This is a genomic window from Candidatus Fokinia cryptica, from assembly GCF_034359305.1.
Classification (GTDB): Bacteria; Pseudomonadota; Alphaproteobacteria; order Rickettsiales; family Midichloriaceae; genus Fokinia; species Fokinia crypta.
Window position 1 is genome coordinate 352372 of sequence record NZ_CP110343.1, and the last position, 17573, is coordinate 369944.

Annotated in this window: 13 protein-coding genes and 2 tRNA genes; 12 read left to right on the plus strand and 3 right to left on the minus strand. The window is 32.8% G+C overall.

What is annotated here, in order from left to right:
* The first annotated feature begins 786 nt into the window (after positions 1-786).
* From ftsA to Fokcrypt_RS01680, 3 genes are all read left to right on the plus strand, one after another.
* Complete coding sequence (gene ftsA, locus Fokcrypt_RS01670; protein WP_323722472.1) at positions 787-2013, plus strand: cell division protein FtsA; 1227 nt, start codon at positions 787-789, stop codon at positions 2011-2013.
* 4 nt (positions 2014-2017) lie between these two features.
* Complete coding sequence (locus tag Fokcrypt_RS01675; RefSeq protein ID WP_323722473.1) at positions 2018-3610, plus strand: exodeoxyribonuclease VII large subunit; 1593 nt, start codon at positions 2018-2020, stop codon at positions 3608-3610.
* A 166-nt stretch (positions 3611-3776) separates the two neighbouring features.
* Positions 3777-3865: transfer RNA gene (locus tag Fokcrypt_RS01680), tRNA-Ser, on the plus strand.
* Positions 3866-3950: 85 nt separating this feature from the next.
* Here the strand turns inward: Fokcrypt_RS01680 and hisS are convergent.
* Positions 3951-5279, minus strand: a complete 1329-nt coding sequence (gene hisS, locus Fokcrypt_RS01685; protein ID WP_323722474.1) for a histidine--tRNA ligase — start codon at positions 5277-5279, stop codon at positions 3951-3953.
* A gap of 114 nt (positions 5280-5393) precedes the next feature.
* On the opposite strand from hisS, the gene fabF reads away from it, so the two are divergent.
* Both fabF and Fokcrypt_RS01695 read left to right on the plus strand, forming a co-directional pair.
* Positions 5394-6674 carry a beta-ketoacyl-ACP synthase II gene (fabF, locus tag Fokcrypt_RS01690; protein WP_323722475.1) on the plus strand — a complete coding sequence of 427 codons (1281 nt, stop codon included), beginning with the start codon at positions 5394-5396 and terminating at the stop codon, positions 6672-6674.
* A gap of 139 nt (positions 6675-6813) precedes the next feature.
* Complete coding sequence (locus tag Fokcrypt_RS01695; RefSeq protein ID WP_323722476.1) at positions 6814-8034, plus strand: MFS transporter; 1221 nt, start codon at positions 6814-6816, stop codon at positions 8032-8034.
* A 39-nt stretch (positions 8035-8073) separates the two neighbouring features.
* Here Fokcrypt_RS01695 and Fokcrypt_RS01700 read toward each other — a convergent pair whose 3' ends face one another.
* Positions 8074-9711, minus strand: coding sequence for a CTP synthase (locus Fokcrypt_RS01700; RefSeq protein WP_323722477.1), 1638 nt, complete (start codon positions 9709-9711; stop codon positions 8074-8076).
* Between the two features lie 308 nt (positions 9712-10019).
* On the opposite strand from Fokcrypt_RS01700, the gene Fokcrypt_RS01705 reads away from it, so the two are divergent.
* The 6 genes from Fokcrypt_RS01705 (at position 10020) to Fokcrypt_RS01730 (ending at position 14647) form a co-directional block, all read left to right on the plus strand.
* On the plus strand, positions 10020-11036 hold the full coding sequence (locus tag Fokcrypt_RS01705) for an MBL fold metallo-hydrolase (RefSeq protein WP_323722478.1): 1017 nt from the start codon (positions 10020-10022) through the stop codon (positions 11034-11036).
* A 69-nt stretch (positions 11037-11105) separates the two neighbouring features.
* Positions 11106-11798, plus strand: a complete 693-nt coding sequence (locus Fokcrypt_RS01710; RefSeq protein WP_323722479.1) for a Tim44 domain-containing protein — start codon at positions 11106-11108, stop codon at positions 11796-11798.
* Positions 11799-11894: 96 nt separating this feature from the next.
* Positions 11895-13124, plus strand: a complete 1230-nt coding sequence (locus Fokcrypt_RS01715; protein ID WP_323722480.1) for a pyridoxal phosphate-dependent aminotransferase — start codon at positions 11895-11897, stop codon at positions 13122-13124.
* A 4-nt stretch (positions 13125-13128) separates the two neighbouring features.
* Entirely contained in the window at positions 13129-13776 is a 648-nt protein-coding gene (locus Fokcrypt_RS01720) for a demethoxyubiquinone hydroxylase family protein (RefSeq protein ID WP_323722481.1), read from the plus strand.
* Between the two features lie 6 nt (positions 13777-13782).
* Positions 13783-14457, plus strand: a complete 675-nt coding sequence (locus tag Fokcrypt_RS01725) for a phosphatase PAP2 family protein (RefSeq protein ID WP_323722482.1) — start codon at positions 13783-13785, stop codon at positions 14455-14457.
* Positions 14458-14571: 114 nt separating this feature from the next.
* Positions 14572-14647, plus strand: a tRNA-Met gene (locus Fokcrypt_RS01730).
* Positions 14648-14659: 12 nt separating this feature from the next.
* Here Fokcrypt_RS01730 and Fokcrypt_RS01735 read toward each other — a convergent pair.
* Positions 14660-15670, minus strand: coding sequence for an NAD(P)H-dependent glycerol-3-phosphate dehydrogenase (locus Fokcrypt_RS01735; protein WP_323722483.1), 1011 nt, complete (start codon positions 15668-15670; stop codon positions 14660-14662).
* A 462-nt stretch (positions 15671-16132) separates the two neighbouring features.
* Between Fokcrypt_RS01735 and Fokcrypt_RS01740 the strand changes: the two genes are divergently transcribed.
* A complete protein-coding gene (locus Fokcrypt_RS01740) occupies positions 16133-17533 on the plus strand; it encodes an NTP transferase domain-containing protein (RefSeq protein ID WP_323722484.1) in 1401 nt (466 codons plus the stop codon).
* The last annotated feature ends 40 nt before the right edge of the window (positions 17534-17573 follow it).

Below are 17573 nucleotides of genomic sequence, written 5' to 3' on the forward strand. Positions count from 1 at the left end.
GCTCATGAGAATTACTCATTTGTTACTTCGTGTTCTTCCACTTTTTAGCCATGAGTCTTCCTAGCCTCTTCTAGCTTATTGTGTTTTTTTATTATTTTCGTTGGATGATTTCAGGATTGATGTACCAATGATGTTATTGTTGAACATAGTATCGCGGTAAAATTGTGTATATGAGCTTGCAGTGTTTCTAAAACTTACTTTTTTAGAGTAAAATTTTAGTTCTTCACGATCATGGATATGTAGTAAGTTTTTTTACTTCTGGATGTAAAAAAAACGTTGTATTACTTAGTCGAGTACTATCCATTCACTTTTATAAAAAGCTGTTGTAAAATAATTATCTTTTATAAAAATATTTTTAAGGTATTTTGATATTCATTCGTTTTAAATCGAGAAATATTCAATTTATATGAAATATATTCTTTTTCACTTTAAATCTACTAAAGATTCATTTATTATCCGGTGATTTTTGTATTTACAATCATTTTAGTTGCTTAGAAGTAGTAATTTATCGATGTCTATATTTTTAGGTGATAAAATATGTAATATTTCCCCTATCTATAATTTCAATCATTCAATGGTAAATGAAATAAATTATTATTGGTAGTATATTTTTCCTACAGATATAAATTATAATCATTGCTATAATTTCATATATTAGTTGAGTATCTACTTTATAATCTTCTAAACTATGGCATTTAGCTATCTATGAAGTATTGTAAAGTACGTATAATTTTCTTACCATTACCTCCCTAATAAGAGCACATCTGTAGTTCATGAATAGGTTAAATGAGAGCGAAATCAAAAAGCAATAATACTTTTGTAGTGGATGTTGGTACTTCCAAAATTGCTATGATACTCGCTAAAGTGAGTGACATCAGAGACGGAATAGAGATTATAGATTCATATTGTGCTTCTAGTGTTGGAGTAAAGGAAGGAGTCATAGCAGATCCTCATGCATTACGTGATGTGGTTAGACACTGTTTTAGTCACTTTTTCCGTCATATGAACGATAAAAAGACTGATGTGTATGTTACACTACCTTCAAGTGTTCTCACTTCAATTCTTACTGAGACAAAACTCAATATTGCAGGTCACGCTGTGACATACAAAGATATTAATAAAATGGCTATCGAAGCTGATAATAATAACTGCAAAAAGAGAAACTTAGATACGATACATAGTTTTGTGTATAATTATTCTATAGATGGTTATGATGGAATAGTGTCTCCGATAGGAATGCATGGTAATACATTAATTTGTGATACGCACTTTGTTGCATGCCAAGATTCTACAATAATGAATATTTCAAGTTTCTTTGAGAATTGTGGAATATCGGTAAATCATTATGTATGCGGGCATTATGCTGGTACTTGTTCCACTATTACGGAAGATGAAACAGAATTAGGTGTGTGTGTTATAGAATTTGGAGGTGGAGTGACGTCTATCTCGATATTTCATGAGAAGCACATGGTGTATATTGGATATGTGCCATATGGTGGTATGAATATTACGAATGATATAGCTAAGACATTTGGTGTTAAGATAAAGGATGCGGAGAAGATAAAGAATCTGCATGCTAATTTACTTGAGTATAAACAATCCGGACAAGTGATAATTGAAGATTGCGACACACAATACGATCAAGAAATCACTACAGCATTGTTAGATGAAATAGTAAAAGCAAGAATTGAAGAAATAATAGAGATGCTACTAAAGAAATGTCCAAATGAGTGGATGAAAAAAGTAAGTGCATGTGTGCTAATAGGTGGTTCTACAAAAATTGTTGGTATAGATGAGTTGATTAGAAAGATGTCAGGTATTAAAACAAGAATTGGGAGACCGATAAAGAAGTTTTCACCAGATGATAGGTTAGAAGTGGAATATGCAAATGCTATAGGAGTTCTAAAATTTATTAACGATCAAAAGATTCGTCACAGGAAGTATACAATGCTGAGAAGTACTAGTTCTGTTGAAGGTATCTTACAGAAAATAAAAAAAATATTTTTAGAGTAATATAATGAAGATCGAAGCGTGTAGTTCTAGAAACGTATCGAAGGAAGTGAAAATATACTCGGTAACAGAGATTTCACGGCACGTAAAAGGACTACTTGAGAATAGTTATCTAGATATTAAAGTACGTGGAGAAATTTCATCCATAGATCGAAGAAAAGGGCATATTTTTATAGAGTTAAAAGATTCATCATCAGCGAGTAAGTTAAAAGATTCATCATCAGTGAATATAATATTAAAAGTCACAATTTGGGAAAATAATAGTAGAAATATTAAACTTAGTTCAGAGATAAAAGAAGGAGTAGAAGTGATATGTATAGGTTCTCTTAGTTCTGTCAGTAACTCTAGTTATTACCTAAAACCAACTTCAATTGAGATTAGTGGAGAAGGGGCTTTAAAAGCAGAATTTGAAAAACGCAAGAAAGAGTATACAGAGAAAGGATATTTTTTAGAAGAGAGGAAAAAGAAGTTACCTCCGTTCCCACGAATAATAGGAGTGATAACATCAATTCAAGGTGCGGTAATAGAAGACATAGTAAATACGATTTCTCAACGTATACCTACAATTCTTTTTATATTCGATGTAAGTGTGCAAGGGCAAACAGCAGTCGCTGAAATATGTAACGCATTGCAGAAATTTCAATCCCTTCCAAAGTATACGGACTTTGAGTTAAATAACTTTATAGAAAAGACTACAGAAGAAACAGTTGAAATGAATTTTCAAGAGCTTCCTCAGCCGGATGTATTGATAATTGCGAGAGGTGGTGGATCTGTATCTGATTTACAGACATTCAATGAAGAAGCTATAATAGAAGCAATATATCATTGCACAATCCCTATTATATCTGGGATTGGACATGCTCCGGATAGTACGCTTTCAGAGCACGTAGCAGATAAAGGAGTACATACACCAACAGCAGCAGCAGAAGCTGCTATTAAAAGTATTGGTGACTTACAGCATGCTCGAGCAATGCAAGATGTTATGTATGTGCTTGAGAAAAAGTTTGATGAAGCTAAAAATAAATTGGAAAGTGCAAACAGAACTCTTAATGAGAAATATAATATACTCGAGCGTAATATAGAAAAATTCTCTGATAAAGTACGTTCAAAGTTAAAAGAAATAGCAATTGATGTTGGTTATCAACTCAATGATAATTGCTCAAGGCTTGAATCAAAATTCGAAAGAATAAGCTCTAGTATAGACAGTATGTGCAGCGATATGCGTAAGGTTGTCGGTGCTCAGTACAAATATGATAACGAAAGAATACAATGGCATAAAAGTGCTATAATTCAGAGCGGTAGGAGTATTGAAGGAAGATTGCAAAGATATGAAACTGAAGTAGCAAGAATATTAGCTGATGTTATTAAAGATATTAATTCCTCGATAGTGCAAGTTGAACACTCGTTAAATATGCATAATCAAAAACTTTTAAAATTCGATTATAAGGATATATTAAAACGTGGTTTTGCTGTGGTAAGAACCAAAGACGGTACTGTAATACAGTCAAGAGATCTTGCATTGCAAGAATCGATGATTGAAATACAGGTATCTGACGGATATATAACTGCTATAGTAAAAGATAATTCAAAAAGTAAATAAAAAACGATTTTATATTGCTCTGCGTGATAATCGCATATCGGGTAATGAAGGTATTTTCTATTCAATTAAATGGATTTACGAATTAGGATGTAATGAAATGGTATATTTAAAATATTGTAGAGATATCATTTACATCTTATATAAAATCTATAATTATGAACTCGATGGAAGGGTGGCCGAGCGGCTGAAGGCGCACGCTTGGAAAGCGTGTTTACCCAAAAGGTAACAAGGGTTCGAATCCCTTTCCTTCCGCCATTTTATAAGTTGATAATCTGTTATTTTCAAAAATATAGCGAATTTTTGAATAAAAAGATCTTTGTATCAAAATGTATGCTGAATATTACGTATTTTCTACCATTCGCCCTACAATATGAGGCAATTCGTTTAATTTTACGGTAGATTGTATACCTTCTTCCATATTTCTTAATATTGCAACTCCTTCCTGATGCTCTTTTTTATCAAATATAATAGCAAATTTAAATTTTCTTTTAGAAGCGTATTTTAATTGATTTGAAAGGGTTTGTTTTTCAGTATACACAAACACATTTAATGATAAAGCTCTCAGCTGGTTTGCTAGTTTCATATACACTACCATCATCGAATAATCCTGAGTAGTGATCATAATAGTGTTTTCGTACTTTTCTTGATATGTATCGGTAAGCAATTTAAATAATCTATACAATCCTATTGATACACCAACTCCTCCATACTGCTGCTTTGAACCTAAATTACTTATAAGATTAGAATATGTACCGCCTCCGCATATACTGCCTAGCTTATAATCACTTTCTGTAACTACTTCACAAACAAATCCGGTATAATAGCTTAAGCCACGAGCTAATCGTGGTATTAGTACTATGTTATCATGAAATGCGTTTAGATTTTTTGTAAAAGCTATCAATTTTCTCATATATTCCAAGCTTTCATGAAATTTCTTCGAAGACGTAAATTGTTCTAGTATCTTTGTTTGTACTTCCATTGATTCTTTAGTAAAATCAATCGCTACTAATTCGCATATCTTATCAATTTGTTTTCTATTGCAGTTATTTTCTTCTAGTAATGTTGCAAATGTATCGATCTTAATTTTATCTGTTTTATCAAGTAACCTAGCGATCTCAAGAAATTTTTCTTGAGGAATATCTAAGCTTTCGAATATACCACTCAAGATATCTTTATGATTTACTAAAATAGTGAATTTATCTAACCCTAAAATGTGCAAGCATTTCGAGAGTAAGCATACTACTTCTACCTCAGACCAAAATAGTTCATTTCCTCTATTAACTATATCAATGTCGAATTGATAAAATTGTCTATAACGTCCATTTTGCGGTCTATCTCCACGCCAAACATATCCAGTTTGATATCTTTTATATGGAAAAATAATATCATTGCTATGTTGAGCAACATACCGAGCGAAAGAAAACGTTAAATCAAATCTTAATCCTAGTTCTGGAGAAAAATTACTACCCCTATCATTCGCTCTTTGTATTCCGTATATCTCGTTATCGCCACTTTTAGATAGCAATGCATCGAGTTTTTCTACTGGTGATGTATCTAAGCTTTCAAATCCATACGAGTGAAGTTCCTTCTGCATTTTTTGAATCATGCAACAGAACATGTTCTGATACTTTATTGCGATTTCAGGATATCCTGATATGTGACTTATCATAACTGCATGTATTTTTCATAAATTGTACAAAATGCTCAGAATTTTATAAATAGAATGTTGATAAAATCAGAAAATTTGAGATAATTCCCACATGATATCAATTCTTATAACAGGATGAAAAGAAGAATCGTTGTTACTGGTATTGGAGCTATAACGCCTCTCGGTATTACAGTAAACAAGAGTTGGGATTCTTTAATGAAAGGACGTTCCGGTATAAGAGTTATACCGGAGTCGCTTTTCGATACTTCAGATCTCATGTCAAAAGTGGCCGGATATATTTCAGATACTAAAACAAATGACTGTAGTGATGAAGAAATGTGCTTTGTACCAGAAAAGTACATAGAAGCTCGAAAAATTTCTTCTATGGATAGATTTATACAATTTGCGATACATGCTGCGGAGGAAGCAATAAAGGATTCAGGTTACTTATGTGATTCCGAGGAAAAAGCAATGAGAGCAGGAGTGATAGTAGGTTCTGGTATTGGTGGACTTCTCGCAATTGAAAAAAATATGAAGATCCTTGAATCTGCTGGTCCAAGAAGGATTAGCCCTTTCTTCATACCATCTACTCTTATTAATTTAGCTAATGGGCACTTATCTATAAAATACGGGTTTAAAGGAATGTCACATGCGATTGTTAGTGCATGTGCTTCAGGAGCGCATGCTATAGGAGAAGCAGCTAGGATTATTTCTACAGGAGAACTAGATGTGGCGTTATGTGGAGGTTCTGAAGCTGCTATATGTAGATTCGGATTAGCAGGTTTTCAAGCAGCTCGTGCATTATCTAAAAATCCTTCTCCTCAAAATGCTTCAAGGCCATTTGATGTTGAAAGAGATGGCTTTGTAATGGGGGAAGGTGCTGGAATTTTCGTGCTAGAAGAGTATGAAAGTGCGAAAAAACGTAATGCAAAAATTTACTGTGAAATTGTTGGTTATGGCAGTACGAGTGATGCATATCACATCACAATGCCAGAAACGGAAGGTATCGGCATTATGTCTGCAATGGAAAAAGCTTTAAAAGATGCTGAAATTAATCATTCTGATATAGGATATATTAACGCTCATGCTACTTCGACTCCAGCAGGAGATCTGATTGAAATAACGACAATAAAAAAATTTCTAGGAAAGAACTATCGAGACATTCCAATATCAGCAACAAAATCATATACTGGGCATCTGCTTGGAGCAGCTGGAGCGATTGAAGCAGCATTTTGTATGATGGCATTGAAGCATAAAATACTACCTCCTACGATAGGTGTGTCAGAGTTGATAGAAGAGGCGAAAGATATGAATATCATATTAAATGAACCTTTAGAAGCTGATATATCTTATGCTATGTCCAATTCTTTCGGATTTGGTGGGACTAATTGTGTTTTAATTTTTAAAAAGATATAGATGAAATGTATTAACTTCATCAGCGATTTAAATGCATATAAAATGCTGTATCTCATGTACCATTGGATGTATAGGAATGAATTGCATTTTCATATACGAGAATATATAAAGCATATAATAACTTCCCGTATCTCCACCAATGCATAATCTAAGAGGTCATGTAGCATCGCTTTTCGTTTTTTTACTACCGCTTGCGTTTTTTACGTATCAGTTTATTCCTAAACTTTTACCGATGCTTATCACTAAAGAAATGATGAGTGCAGGACTTAGTGCTAATCAATTTAACTTAGTCGTTTCGGCATGGACATATGGTGTTCCAATTTTGCAAATACCATTTGCTCTTTTAGTAAGAAGGTATGAGATCAGAAAGTTACTATCTGTATGTATTTTACTATCCGGAATCTCTATAATACCGTTTCTTTTGCCTATAAATTTTTACCTAATGCTATTGAGTAGGTTCGTTTTAGGTTTGACTTCTGGAGTTGCATTTTTATCAACTGCTATTGTTACGTCTCAACTGTATTCCAAGAAATCTTACCCTATAATGCTCTCACTTGCGTTTAGTATTGGATTTTGTGGAGCAGTGTACGCAGGTGAACCTATCGGACAAATGATAAATAAATTAGGGTTGTACGCAGTTGTGATACCTATGATTATGTTCTGCGTTATTGATTCCGTGCTAGTACTATTTTTTCTACGTACTGGTAATAGTAATAATGATGGCGATGTATTATCTCTTCGAGGGTTATTGAATATTATCAAAAATCCGATATTTCTTATGCTTGGGATTAGTAATTTGTTAATATCTGGCAGTTACGAGGCATTTGCAAATGTATGGGGAGCCTTATACTTCAGAAAAATGTATTTTCTTTCCGAAAGTGCCGCTGCTGGAATTGTATCGTATGTGTTCATAGGTATGATAGTTGGTGGGCCTATAGCAGCTTTTTTTGGGAGAAAATTTGGATATTATAAAGTGGTTAGTTTATCAAGTATCTTTATTAGTCTACTAGTACTATATACATGTTCCGGAATGCAATATCATCCAGTGATAATCAATATATGCCTCTTTTTTATTGGTATTTTAAGTTGCTCACAAGTGCTTATATACTCTATTGGAAATCAAGTAGCAGGTAAGTATGATTCAGCGGTAATCACTGCGTTTCTGAATTGTATAGGGACTATGGCGGGCATGTTTTTTCATACCATAATAACGCTATCTTTCCTCATCTTAGAACCGTTTGCTAATACGTATGAGATGTATGATGTAAGCTCGTGTAGACATGTTTTAATGTATATTCCAGCAGCTACCATAATAGTAAGTCTCATAATGAGTGCTTTACAGAAACGAAATAGCGGATAAGAAGATTGTTGTACTTATGTAAAAATAGTTGAATTAATTTTATTTCTTATCTTTTTTATAGCTTAATGCAGCTTTAATGTATGCCTTAAATAAAGGATGTCCATCTCGTGGTGTAGATGTGAATTCTGGGTGAAACTGACATGCGAAAAACCAACGATGTTGTGGAAGTTCTATTGTCTCTACAAGCTTTTCTGTACTAGCTGAATAACCACTTATAACAAGTCCTGCCTCCTCTAGATATGGGACATAATAGTTGTTAATTTCATAACGATGGCGATGCCTTTCATGAATTACACTATTACCGTAAATGGTAGTAGCGAGGGAATCAGGTAAGAGATTGCATTGATAATTGCCAAGTCGCATTGTTCCACCAATATTAGAATTACTATCACGTGCTTCTATATTTCCATCGTAATTTATCCACTGTTGAATTAGAGCTACAACAGGAAATTTAGTACTTGCATCGAACTCTGTTGAATTTGCATTATCCATATTTGCAACATTTCTTGCATATTCTATAAGTGCAATCTGCATACCAAGGCAAATACCAAGATACGGGATATTATTTTCTCGTGAAAAACGTATAGCGGCAATTTTACCTTCTACACCACGATTACCAAAACCACCTGGCACAAGAATACCATCCATTTTTGTAAGTTGCGCTGTACCATTACGCTCAATATCTTCAGAATTTATATAGAAGATATTGACACGGATGTTAGTATGAATTTCAGCATGTTTAAATGCTTCTGATAATGATTTATACGATTCTGTAAGTTCTACATACTTTCCAACTATAGCGATGTTGACGCTTTCAGTTGGTTCTTTTATCATTTCTACTATGTTATTCCATGAAGATAAATTAGCTACAGGTAAATCGCTTATATTTAGCTTTTTGCAGATAATAGTATCAATATCTTGTTTATGAAGCATGCTAGGTATCTTGTAAACACAATCAGAATCGTAACACCCAATGATAGAACTTTCTTCTACATTGCAAAAAAGAGAGATCTTTCGTCTATCTTCCTCCGGTAAATTACGATCCATACGACATAATAAAATATCAGGTTGAATCCCGAGTTTTTGTAATTCTTTTACTGAATGTTGAGTTGGTTTTGTTTTGATTTCTCGAGATACTGTGATGAATGGAACGTATGATAAATGAATAAATAAGGTATTTTGATTACTATGAGTAAATCGCATTTGGCGAATAGCCTCAAGAAATGGTAATGATTCAATATCACCTACTGTACCTCCAATTTCTATAATTGTGATATCAAAATTTTCTGCTCCTTTGTAAATTCTGCGTTTAATTTCATCGGTAATGTGTGGAATAACTTGTACAGTATTACCGAGATATTCACCATTTCGTTCTTTTTCGATTACTGATTCATAAATTTGACCAGTAGTAAAATTATTGCTTCTTTTCATTTTTATATGAAGGAAACGTTCATAATGACCAAGATCAAGATCTGTTTCTGCTCCGTCTTCTGTTACGAATACTTCTCCGTGTTGAAATGGATTCATTGTTCCAGAGTCAACGTTAATATAGGGATCTAGTTTTAAAATTGTCACATTTACTCCACGCGATTCTAGAATGGCAGCAATGGAAGCTGCAGCAATTCCTTTTCCAAGGGATGATATAACTCCACCTGTTATAAAGATATATTTGCTCATAGAATTGAGACGAAAAAAGATATATGACTATATCATAAAATAAAGTTGCTCTCATCTATTTTTGAAATTCTTATTTTTTAATAATTTGATTATGCTGAGGGGGGTTTTAATTTACTGAAAAAAGGGTTAAATATAACGTTTAGAAAAAAAATATCCGTTAATTTTTTTATAGTGTGTACATATTTTTTTTGTAAGAAAACTGTTAGTGATAAGTAGCGATAATGTATAAGTAAAAAGTTTTTCTCTAACAAAAAATATCTATTTCACCTAAAGACGCTTTATAGAGAACTGTATAATTTTAATCATTAATGTTTATAAAGAAGCTTATAAAGATACTGATAATAGTATTCTTTATTTTATGTATAGTACTTGTAGTGTATAATACTCAGTTTGTAAGACATAAAAGTAAGGCATATGATAATTTTAGTATAGTGAAACATCTTATTAGAAATTTAACTACAAAAACCGTGAAATGGCCAGATTCGATGCCAAATAAGTTTGATCTTATACCAAAAAGTAGCGTAGATGGAAACGAAATAAAAATATTTTGGGTAGGACATTCAACATTTCTCATACAGTTGATGGGGCTTAATATACTAACCGATCCGATATGGAGTGAGAGAGCTACTCCATGGAAATGTTGCGGACCAAAGAGGGTTCATAAACCTGGTATACAATTCAATAATTTGCCACATATTGACGTAGTGTTGATATCTCACAATCATTATGATCATATGGATTTAGATACTATAGAACTCCTGTGGAATAGAGATCATCCAAGAATTATTTCATTATCTGGAAATGATACTGTGATTCATGAAAGTAATAGTAAAATAAAAGTAGAAACTTGCGAGTTGGGACAAGAGCTTGCTATAAAGCCTAATTTAAGTGTTATTGCAGAAGAAGCACTACATTGGTCTAGTAGATATATAATAGATGCAAATGTTGCTTTATGGGGAGCATTTGTAATTAAAGCACCAATAGGTAATATTTATTTTGCTGGAGATACAGCATACGGGAATCATTTTTTAGATATGTCAAGAAAATATACTTCATTTAGACTTGCATTACTTCCAATTGGCTCTTCTCTTCCTCAAGTGATGGGTAATCCTGTACATATGTCTCCATTTGAAGCGGTGCTAGCTTTTTTAGATTTAAATGCTCAATATGGGTGTAGTATGCATCATATGACATTTAAGATGTCTAATGAATGCTATTTATGTGCTAAAGAGGATTTTGATAAAGCTATTAAATATAACAATGTAAATCCGAAGAGATTGAGAAATTTAGAGATAGGAGAATCTTGGAGTATACCTTCATCTTAATTGTAGAGGTGCTTTCTTTTTATATTTTTCAGTATACAATAAACACGTGAAGTCCTTCGGTTGCTAAAAATGCATAAGATAGTAGAACTTGTCTTCCTCGCTTTTGTTGCCTTTCTTATCATAAGGAAGCTTTTTGCTATATTAGGAGAGGTAGATAGAGATAATGTTGCAGAACGCGTGTCACAAAGAAAACAATATGAGGACTCTAAAGAGATGAAAGATGTGATACCAAAAGCTCAGAGTGTATTAGAAGGTGCTACAAGTAGAGAAAGTGATATGTCTGTAGAAGAAGCTCGTATATCACCGTCTTTAAGAAATGTTATAGATAATATTAGGAAGGTTGAGCATAGTTTTAATGTTGAAAACTTTCTCCATAGTGTAGAGAAAGTATATTATATTATACAAAAGAGTATCACTTCAGACAGTATAGATGAATTGGAAGTTTTAATGGAATACGATGGTTATGCAAAGCTAAAGAATGTAATGCTTAAAAACAAAGAAAGAGGTTATAAAGTCGTAAAAAACGTTATTTCTGTTAGGGATGTTGATATAGTAGATGCCGTTATATCAGAAAATAATCAATCTGCAACTATTTCAGTTGAAATTCAGTCAGAGGAAATAGATTATACAGTAAGTAGCAATGATGTTATCATAAGCGGATATAAAGGTACTACATCGAAGATTGTGATGTGGAAATTTAGTAAAGTTATTGGTAATGGAAGTGTTATATGGTTGCTAAAAGAACATGAATTACACTTGTGAGATTTGTTCAATTTGATAACAATACAAGTTTCTTATTGTAAGATATTACATTAGTTAGGAAACAATATTTTATTTTCTCTTATTACGAAACGAAAAATGATGAAAAACTTTTCCGAGACAGGAATCATAAGTATCATGAATCAAGCTAGAAAGTACGGGTATTATAGTGGAAATATTTTGTGGGCTAATTTAGGGCAGGGTGCTCCGGAAACCGAAGCATTATCAGAGGTAAGTAGGATGACGTCTCTAAGAAATGATGATTCTACATCGGAATATGCTCCAGTAGAGGGTAGGAGTGATACACGTGATGCAATTGCTGGACTGTATAATAGTAGATATAGAGATTCTGTATCACGATATAGTGATGATAATATTTTAGTGACATCAGGAGGAAGGTTAGCCATTACAAAAATCGTAGCTAGTTTGGATTCAGCAAATATAGGATATTTTGTTCCAGATTATACTCCTTATCAGAATATAATTGGACTCTTTAAGGAGCATAACGCAATACCAATCCTACTAAATAAAGAAAATGGATATTCAATTTCTATTGAAAAATTAAGAGAAAGTGTGAGATTATATAAAATAACCGCAATAATAATGAGCAATCCTTCAAATCCTATAGGAAGATTGACAGATGAGCAGCAGATGATTGAACTTATTGAGCTTGCAGAGGCAGAAAATTTCATACTGATAATGGATGAGGTGTATTCCCACTACGTATATGATCGCCCTGAAGTAAATCCTCCATATACCTTCTCTTCTGCAAAATATATAACAGCAGTAGATAGTAGCAATGTAATTATTGTAGATGGTCTGACAAAAAATTGGAGATATCCAGGATTACGTTTAGCGTGGATCGTTGCTTCTAAAAAGATAATAAAGACTATAGCAGATTGCGGAGCTTTTATGGATGGTGGAGCATCAAATCTTGTGCAGAAAAATATACTTCATTTATTAAATGTAAATGCGGCTGCTCTTGAAGTAAAAGGCATTCAAAGTTGTTTTCAAGCTAAACGTGATTATGTTGTTAAAAAGTTATTAGATATTGGTATAGTTATCGATCTTGTCCCTCAGGGAGCTTTTTATGTTTGGGCAGATCTTTCTAATCTTCCTCTTATTTTACAAGATGGTGCGAGATTCACAGAATTTTGTTTACAGGAGTGTGTGATTGTAGTTCCAGGTATATGTTTTGATGATCAAAGTGATATCGTATTAGCAGACGTTAGATTCAGGCATTATATTCGTATAAGTTTTGGACCAAAACTTGAAATTGTTAAGGCAGGGATGGAAAGAATAGAAAAAATAGTGAGACGTTACTCATAAGGTTATGGGAGGCGTTTTCTCTGTAAGGAAGATTATTAGTTCATTTATTCGAGTCAATCATGCCGGTGAGTTAGGTGCGGTATATATGTATAATGGTCATCTGAGAATATATAAAACATTTCATATGTGTGAGATCACTCATATAGAGACAATGCTTCAAAATGAGAAGGAACATATGGAGTACTTCATCTCTAAAATTTCTTCTTATTCTAGACCTAGTATTGTGAATTCTGTATGGAGGATATGCAGTGAAAGTATAGGCTTTATTAGTACATTTCTAATGCAACATCAAGGTACTATGTCTTGTATTGACGGAGTAGAAACAGTTGTGTCTGAACATTACAGTGGGCAATTATCTCAAATCACAATTATTATTGCTAATCAATTAGCTTTGCTTCAAAGGGAGGAAGAGAGAAGTGTGAATCTACCTGAACTTGAAAAAATAGATGCGCTCCGTTACATCAGTTCTTTAGAAGCAAATATAGCTCTATTAGAAGAGCTCAAGGATAAGGTATCGAAATTTTTAGAAGATGAAGAAATGCATCGTGATTCTGCAAATGCTCAGTATATGACAAATAAAGTTACAGAAATTCATAGAAAATTCGTAATGTGTTTGACGAAATTAGCTATTAATATTTCTAAACGTATATAATTTAAGATGACGAAATTTTTGTTTATTGCTTTTTCTTGGGGAATTTGTGTACTTATTTTTAGTATATTTTCTTATTTAGATATATATGTAAGTTCTCTCTTTTACTCATCTAATGGCTTTTATGTGACTGATTTCTTAAGTGGAGTGAGCGAATTTTTATTCATATGTCCAATGATTGCATTTTCTCTACTATCTCTATCTTTTCTTATGTCAAATAGTGGTAACTATAAAAATGCTCTAAAATTATCTCTTTCATGTATGATGATATACGTTTTTTGCTGTTTATTTGTTTCGCATTTAGGGCTAAAAGCGGTATTTCATCGTCCTCGACCAGAAAATATTTTACAATTTGGTGGAAATATGCACTTTACGAAGGCTTTTCAGATGAAAGGGGAATGCCTTAATAGGAAAAAATGCTCATTTGTTTCTACGCATGCAATGACCGGATATGCTTTTTCTCTTATAAGTGCTTTTTATTATAATGCTAGAAGGTTGAGGAAAAGGGTAATAATAGCTTCTTTTATTATTGGTACAGCTAGTGGAATTACAAGGATAATTCTAGGAAAGCATTTTCTAAGCGATGTTGTAACATCTGCATTGATAGCGTATACGGCTACTTTTATGTTTACAACTTTCATTGATAAAAAATTTATTAAACATTTGGTAATAAATGAGGTATAGTGAGGCTATGCTAGTGTATTTGAGGATATTTTGTTAATGCAATTCATTGTTAAATGTTGCATTTTTCAAGTGCATATCTTAAAGTGAAGAGCGATTAAGGTTATGCTTTTTATCGGGATCTTAGTTCAGTGGTTAGAACGCACCGCTCATAACGGTGTTGTCGTAGGTTCGATCCCTACAGATCCCACCATCTTTTAAATAATTAAAAAGCCATTAATTCTACGATACTGTTAAGTATTTTATATTTTTTATATTCAATATCATACTTTAACATTCTATTAATTAATCCTTGTATACTGAAGTACCCTTCAGATAGATGTATTTCACGATTATAGCTTGGCTTGTAGTTTAAAGTGGATAATCCAGTATGATATCCAAGCTGAAAATTTCTCGATTTACTACTGGAGCAACTTAGTAAGAAATCTCCTATACCACAATAATTAAAAGTTGTATCAATATGTTCGATATCACATAAAGCTTTAAAAATTTCTCTAAATTCTCGGAAGCTATCAGTTAAAAAAGAAGCGAGTAAATTTGAATAGTCTATTAAATTATCGCGTATTGCATTTTCAGCTTTTGCAATATTTTCTATTCCGTATTTCTCTCTAATATACTGAAAATAGGTAAACCCTGCTCCAATAGCATATATATTCTTTAAAGCGCTACATAGCTGACTACCAATTAGATCATTGCTTTCTTCTAATGTGAATGAATTAGAAGAAAGAACTTTAAGTGTATTCTTTTTGAGATTTAGATCAGTACTACTTATTGTAGTACTAGTATGTATCCCATTTAGCACATCTATGCTGAAATTTGGTCCAGCTAATACTCCTAAAGGTACTTTTAAGCCTATTTCTTCAGATATAATCTCACTTAAAAATAGCCCTGTATCTTTTTCTATTCCCTTGGAACATATTACAATACCTGAATTTTCATCATATTCTTCTTTGTATTCAGAAATAAATGCTCTTATGGTTTGTGCTGGAAGAACGATAAAATTTAAGGTATTACCTACTTTACCTTTTAACTTACCTAAGTGAAGTAATGAAAAAGTTATATCATTACAATATTCGTGTATTCTTACACTTGTATTTTGTATTGAATGGCAAAAAAGTTGCACATTTATATCATTACGTTGCATAGTAGCAGCTAATGCAAGTCCCCACATTCCACCACCTATAATATTTACGCTATTAATACGTTCCTTATGCATTATGCTGGAAATTGTACATCATAATCTTACTAGAGTAACTTACCAATCTTATAGTCGTTTCGCCACTTGCAATTATTTTGTAGTGCAATTTCAATTTGTTTTTCCAGATATTTTAAATTCATGCCTGAGAATTCACATATATGAGTAAAACTATCGTTTTGTATTTTAAGCCATTTTAGTGCATCTCTTTTAATGCGTGCGAAAGTTTTTTTTTAGACTGTGAACATGCATCAGTGAGAGCTTGTAGAAGTACCGCTTTCCATATACTTTGTAATTTGTACTGTTGCTTGAATATATAGTTTGAATTTTGTAGAGAGTTGTTTATTTCATACATTTTCTTGAGTAATAATTTTATGTATATGGATTTTTATTATCGCAAGTATTTATTTGCTGGAAGTATCGTAAGTTTATTGAGTTTAAAATTTGCTAGATTATGCTGTTAATGTTCTTTATGACGTTTTGATGTTTGTGATGAAAATTCTTGTTATAGTGTTATGTGGTGGAAAGAATACAAGGATGCGTGCTGCTAAGCCAAAATTCCTACTAGAAGTTGCAGGAGTGCCGATATTACATCATATATTATGTACTATACAAGAAGTTCAGAGACGTCTTGTTTCTCATGGAGTATGTATGCAAAATGTATCATTAGTATTAAATGAAAAAAATTTTGATAACCCAGAGATTGATACCGTACTGTTGGATTTTCCAGAGTTACAAATATGTAAAATTACCCAACAAGTAACAGGTACAGGAGGTGCTGTATTATCAGTACTTTATGAGGTGGAAGGCTACGACGGTGTCTTGATGTTATATGGTGACATGCCTCTTATAAAGGAAGATACACTTTATGAGTTTGTACAAAATTATAGGAAAAGACTTGCTCTGAAGCGTAATTTTATATCGCTTCATTTAGCTTTTATTGCGAACGATTCACGAGGATACGGCATTATCAAGACTGACATTAAAGAGAAGCTTCGCGTTATTAGGATAGTAGAATCAGCCTACGAGAAGGAAAAATATTTATCGAAAAATCCTGGAAAAATAATGTGTAATGCAGGAGCTATGATTACACAATTTCATATGCTTAAAGATGCTTTATTGAATGTGTATAAAGTATGTAGGATAGAGGATGAATTTCCTTTAACAGAGGTAGTGAGCTTCTTTTTCGGGCTAAATATGGTGAGCGAATATAGAATATGTGAACGAAGCGAATGTATTAATACGAATAATTTATCTGATCTTTCTCGTGCTGAAGAGGAAATGCAGAACAGAATACGTCTTACCTTGATGAATGGCGGAGTACATTTAATAGCTCCTCATACTAATTTCTTTCACTATTATTCTAGTATTAGTGTTGGAGTGGTGATACATCCATATTCAATTATAGGTAAGAATGTTATGATATACCCGAATGCGGTAATACTACCATATTGTTATATAGAGGGAGCTATAATTGAACCGCAAGTTACTATTGGTCCTTTTTGTAGAATTAGAGGAGATACACTTTTAAAAAGTGGAGCAAAGGTAGGAAATTTCCTAGAAGTAAAAAATTCTATTATTGGAGAGAATACGAAAATTGGTCATTTTGGATATGTTGGTGATGCTACTATCGGTGATAGATGTAATATCGGAGCTGGAACTGTATTTTGTAATTATGATGGTTATGAAAAGCATAGAACGGTAGTGAAAAGCAAAGCATTTATAGGTGCAAATGTATCACTTGTTGCGCCTGTCTCTGTCGGAGATACTTCTATGATAGGAGCCGGAAGTACGATCACACAAGATGTACCAAATTATGAGCTTGCAATTGAGAGAAATGTACAACGAAATATTAAAAGAAAAAGATTTACACGACAACGTTAGGTAAATATTTGCAGTATTGAATTGCTGGATTTTTTTAAAT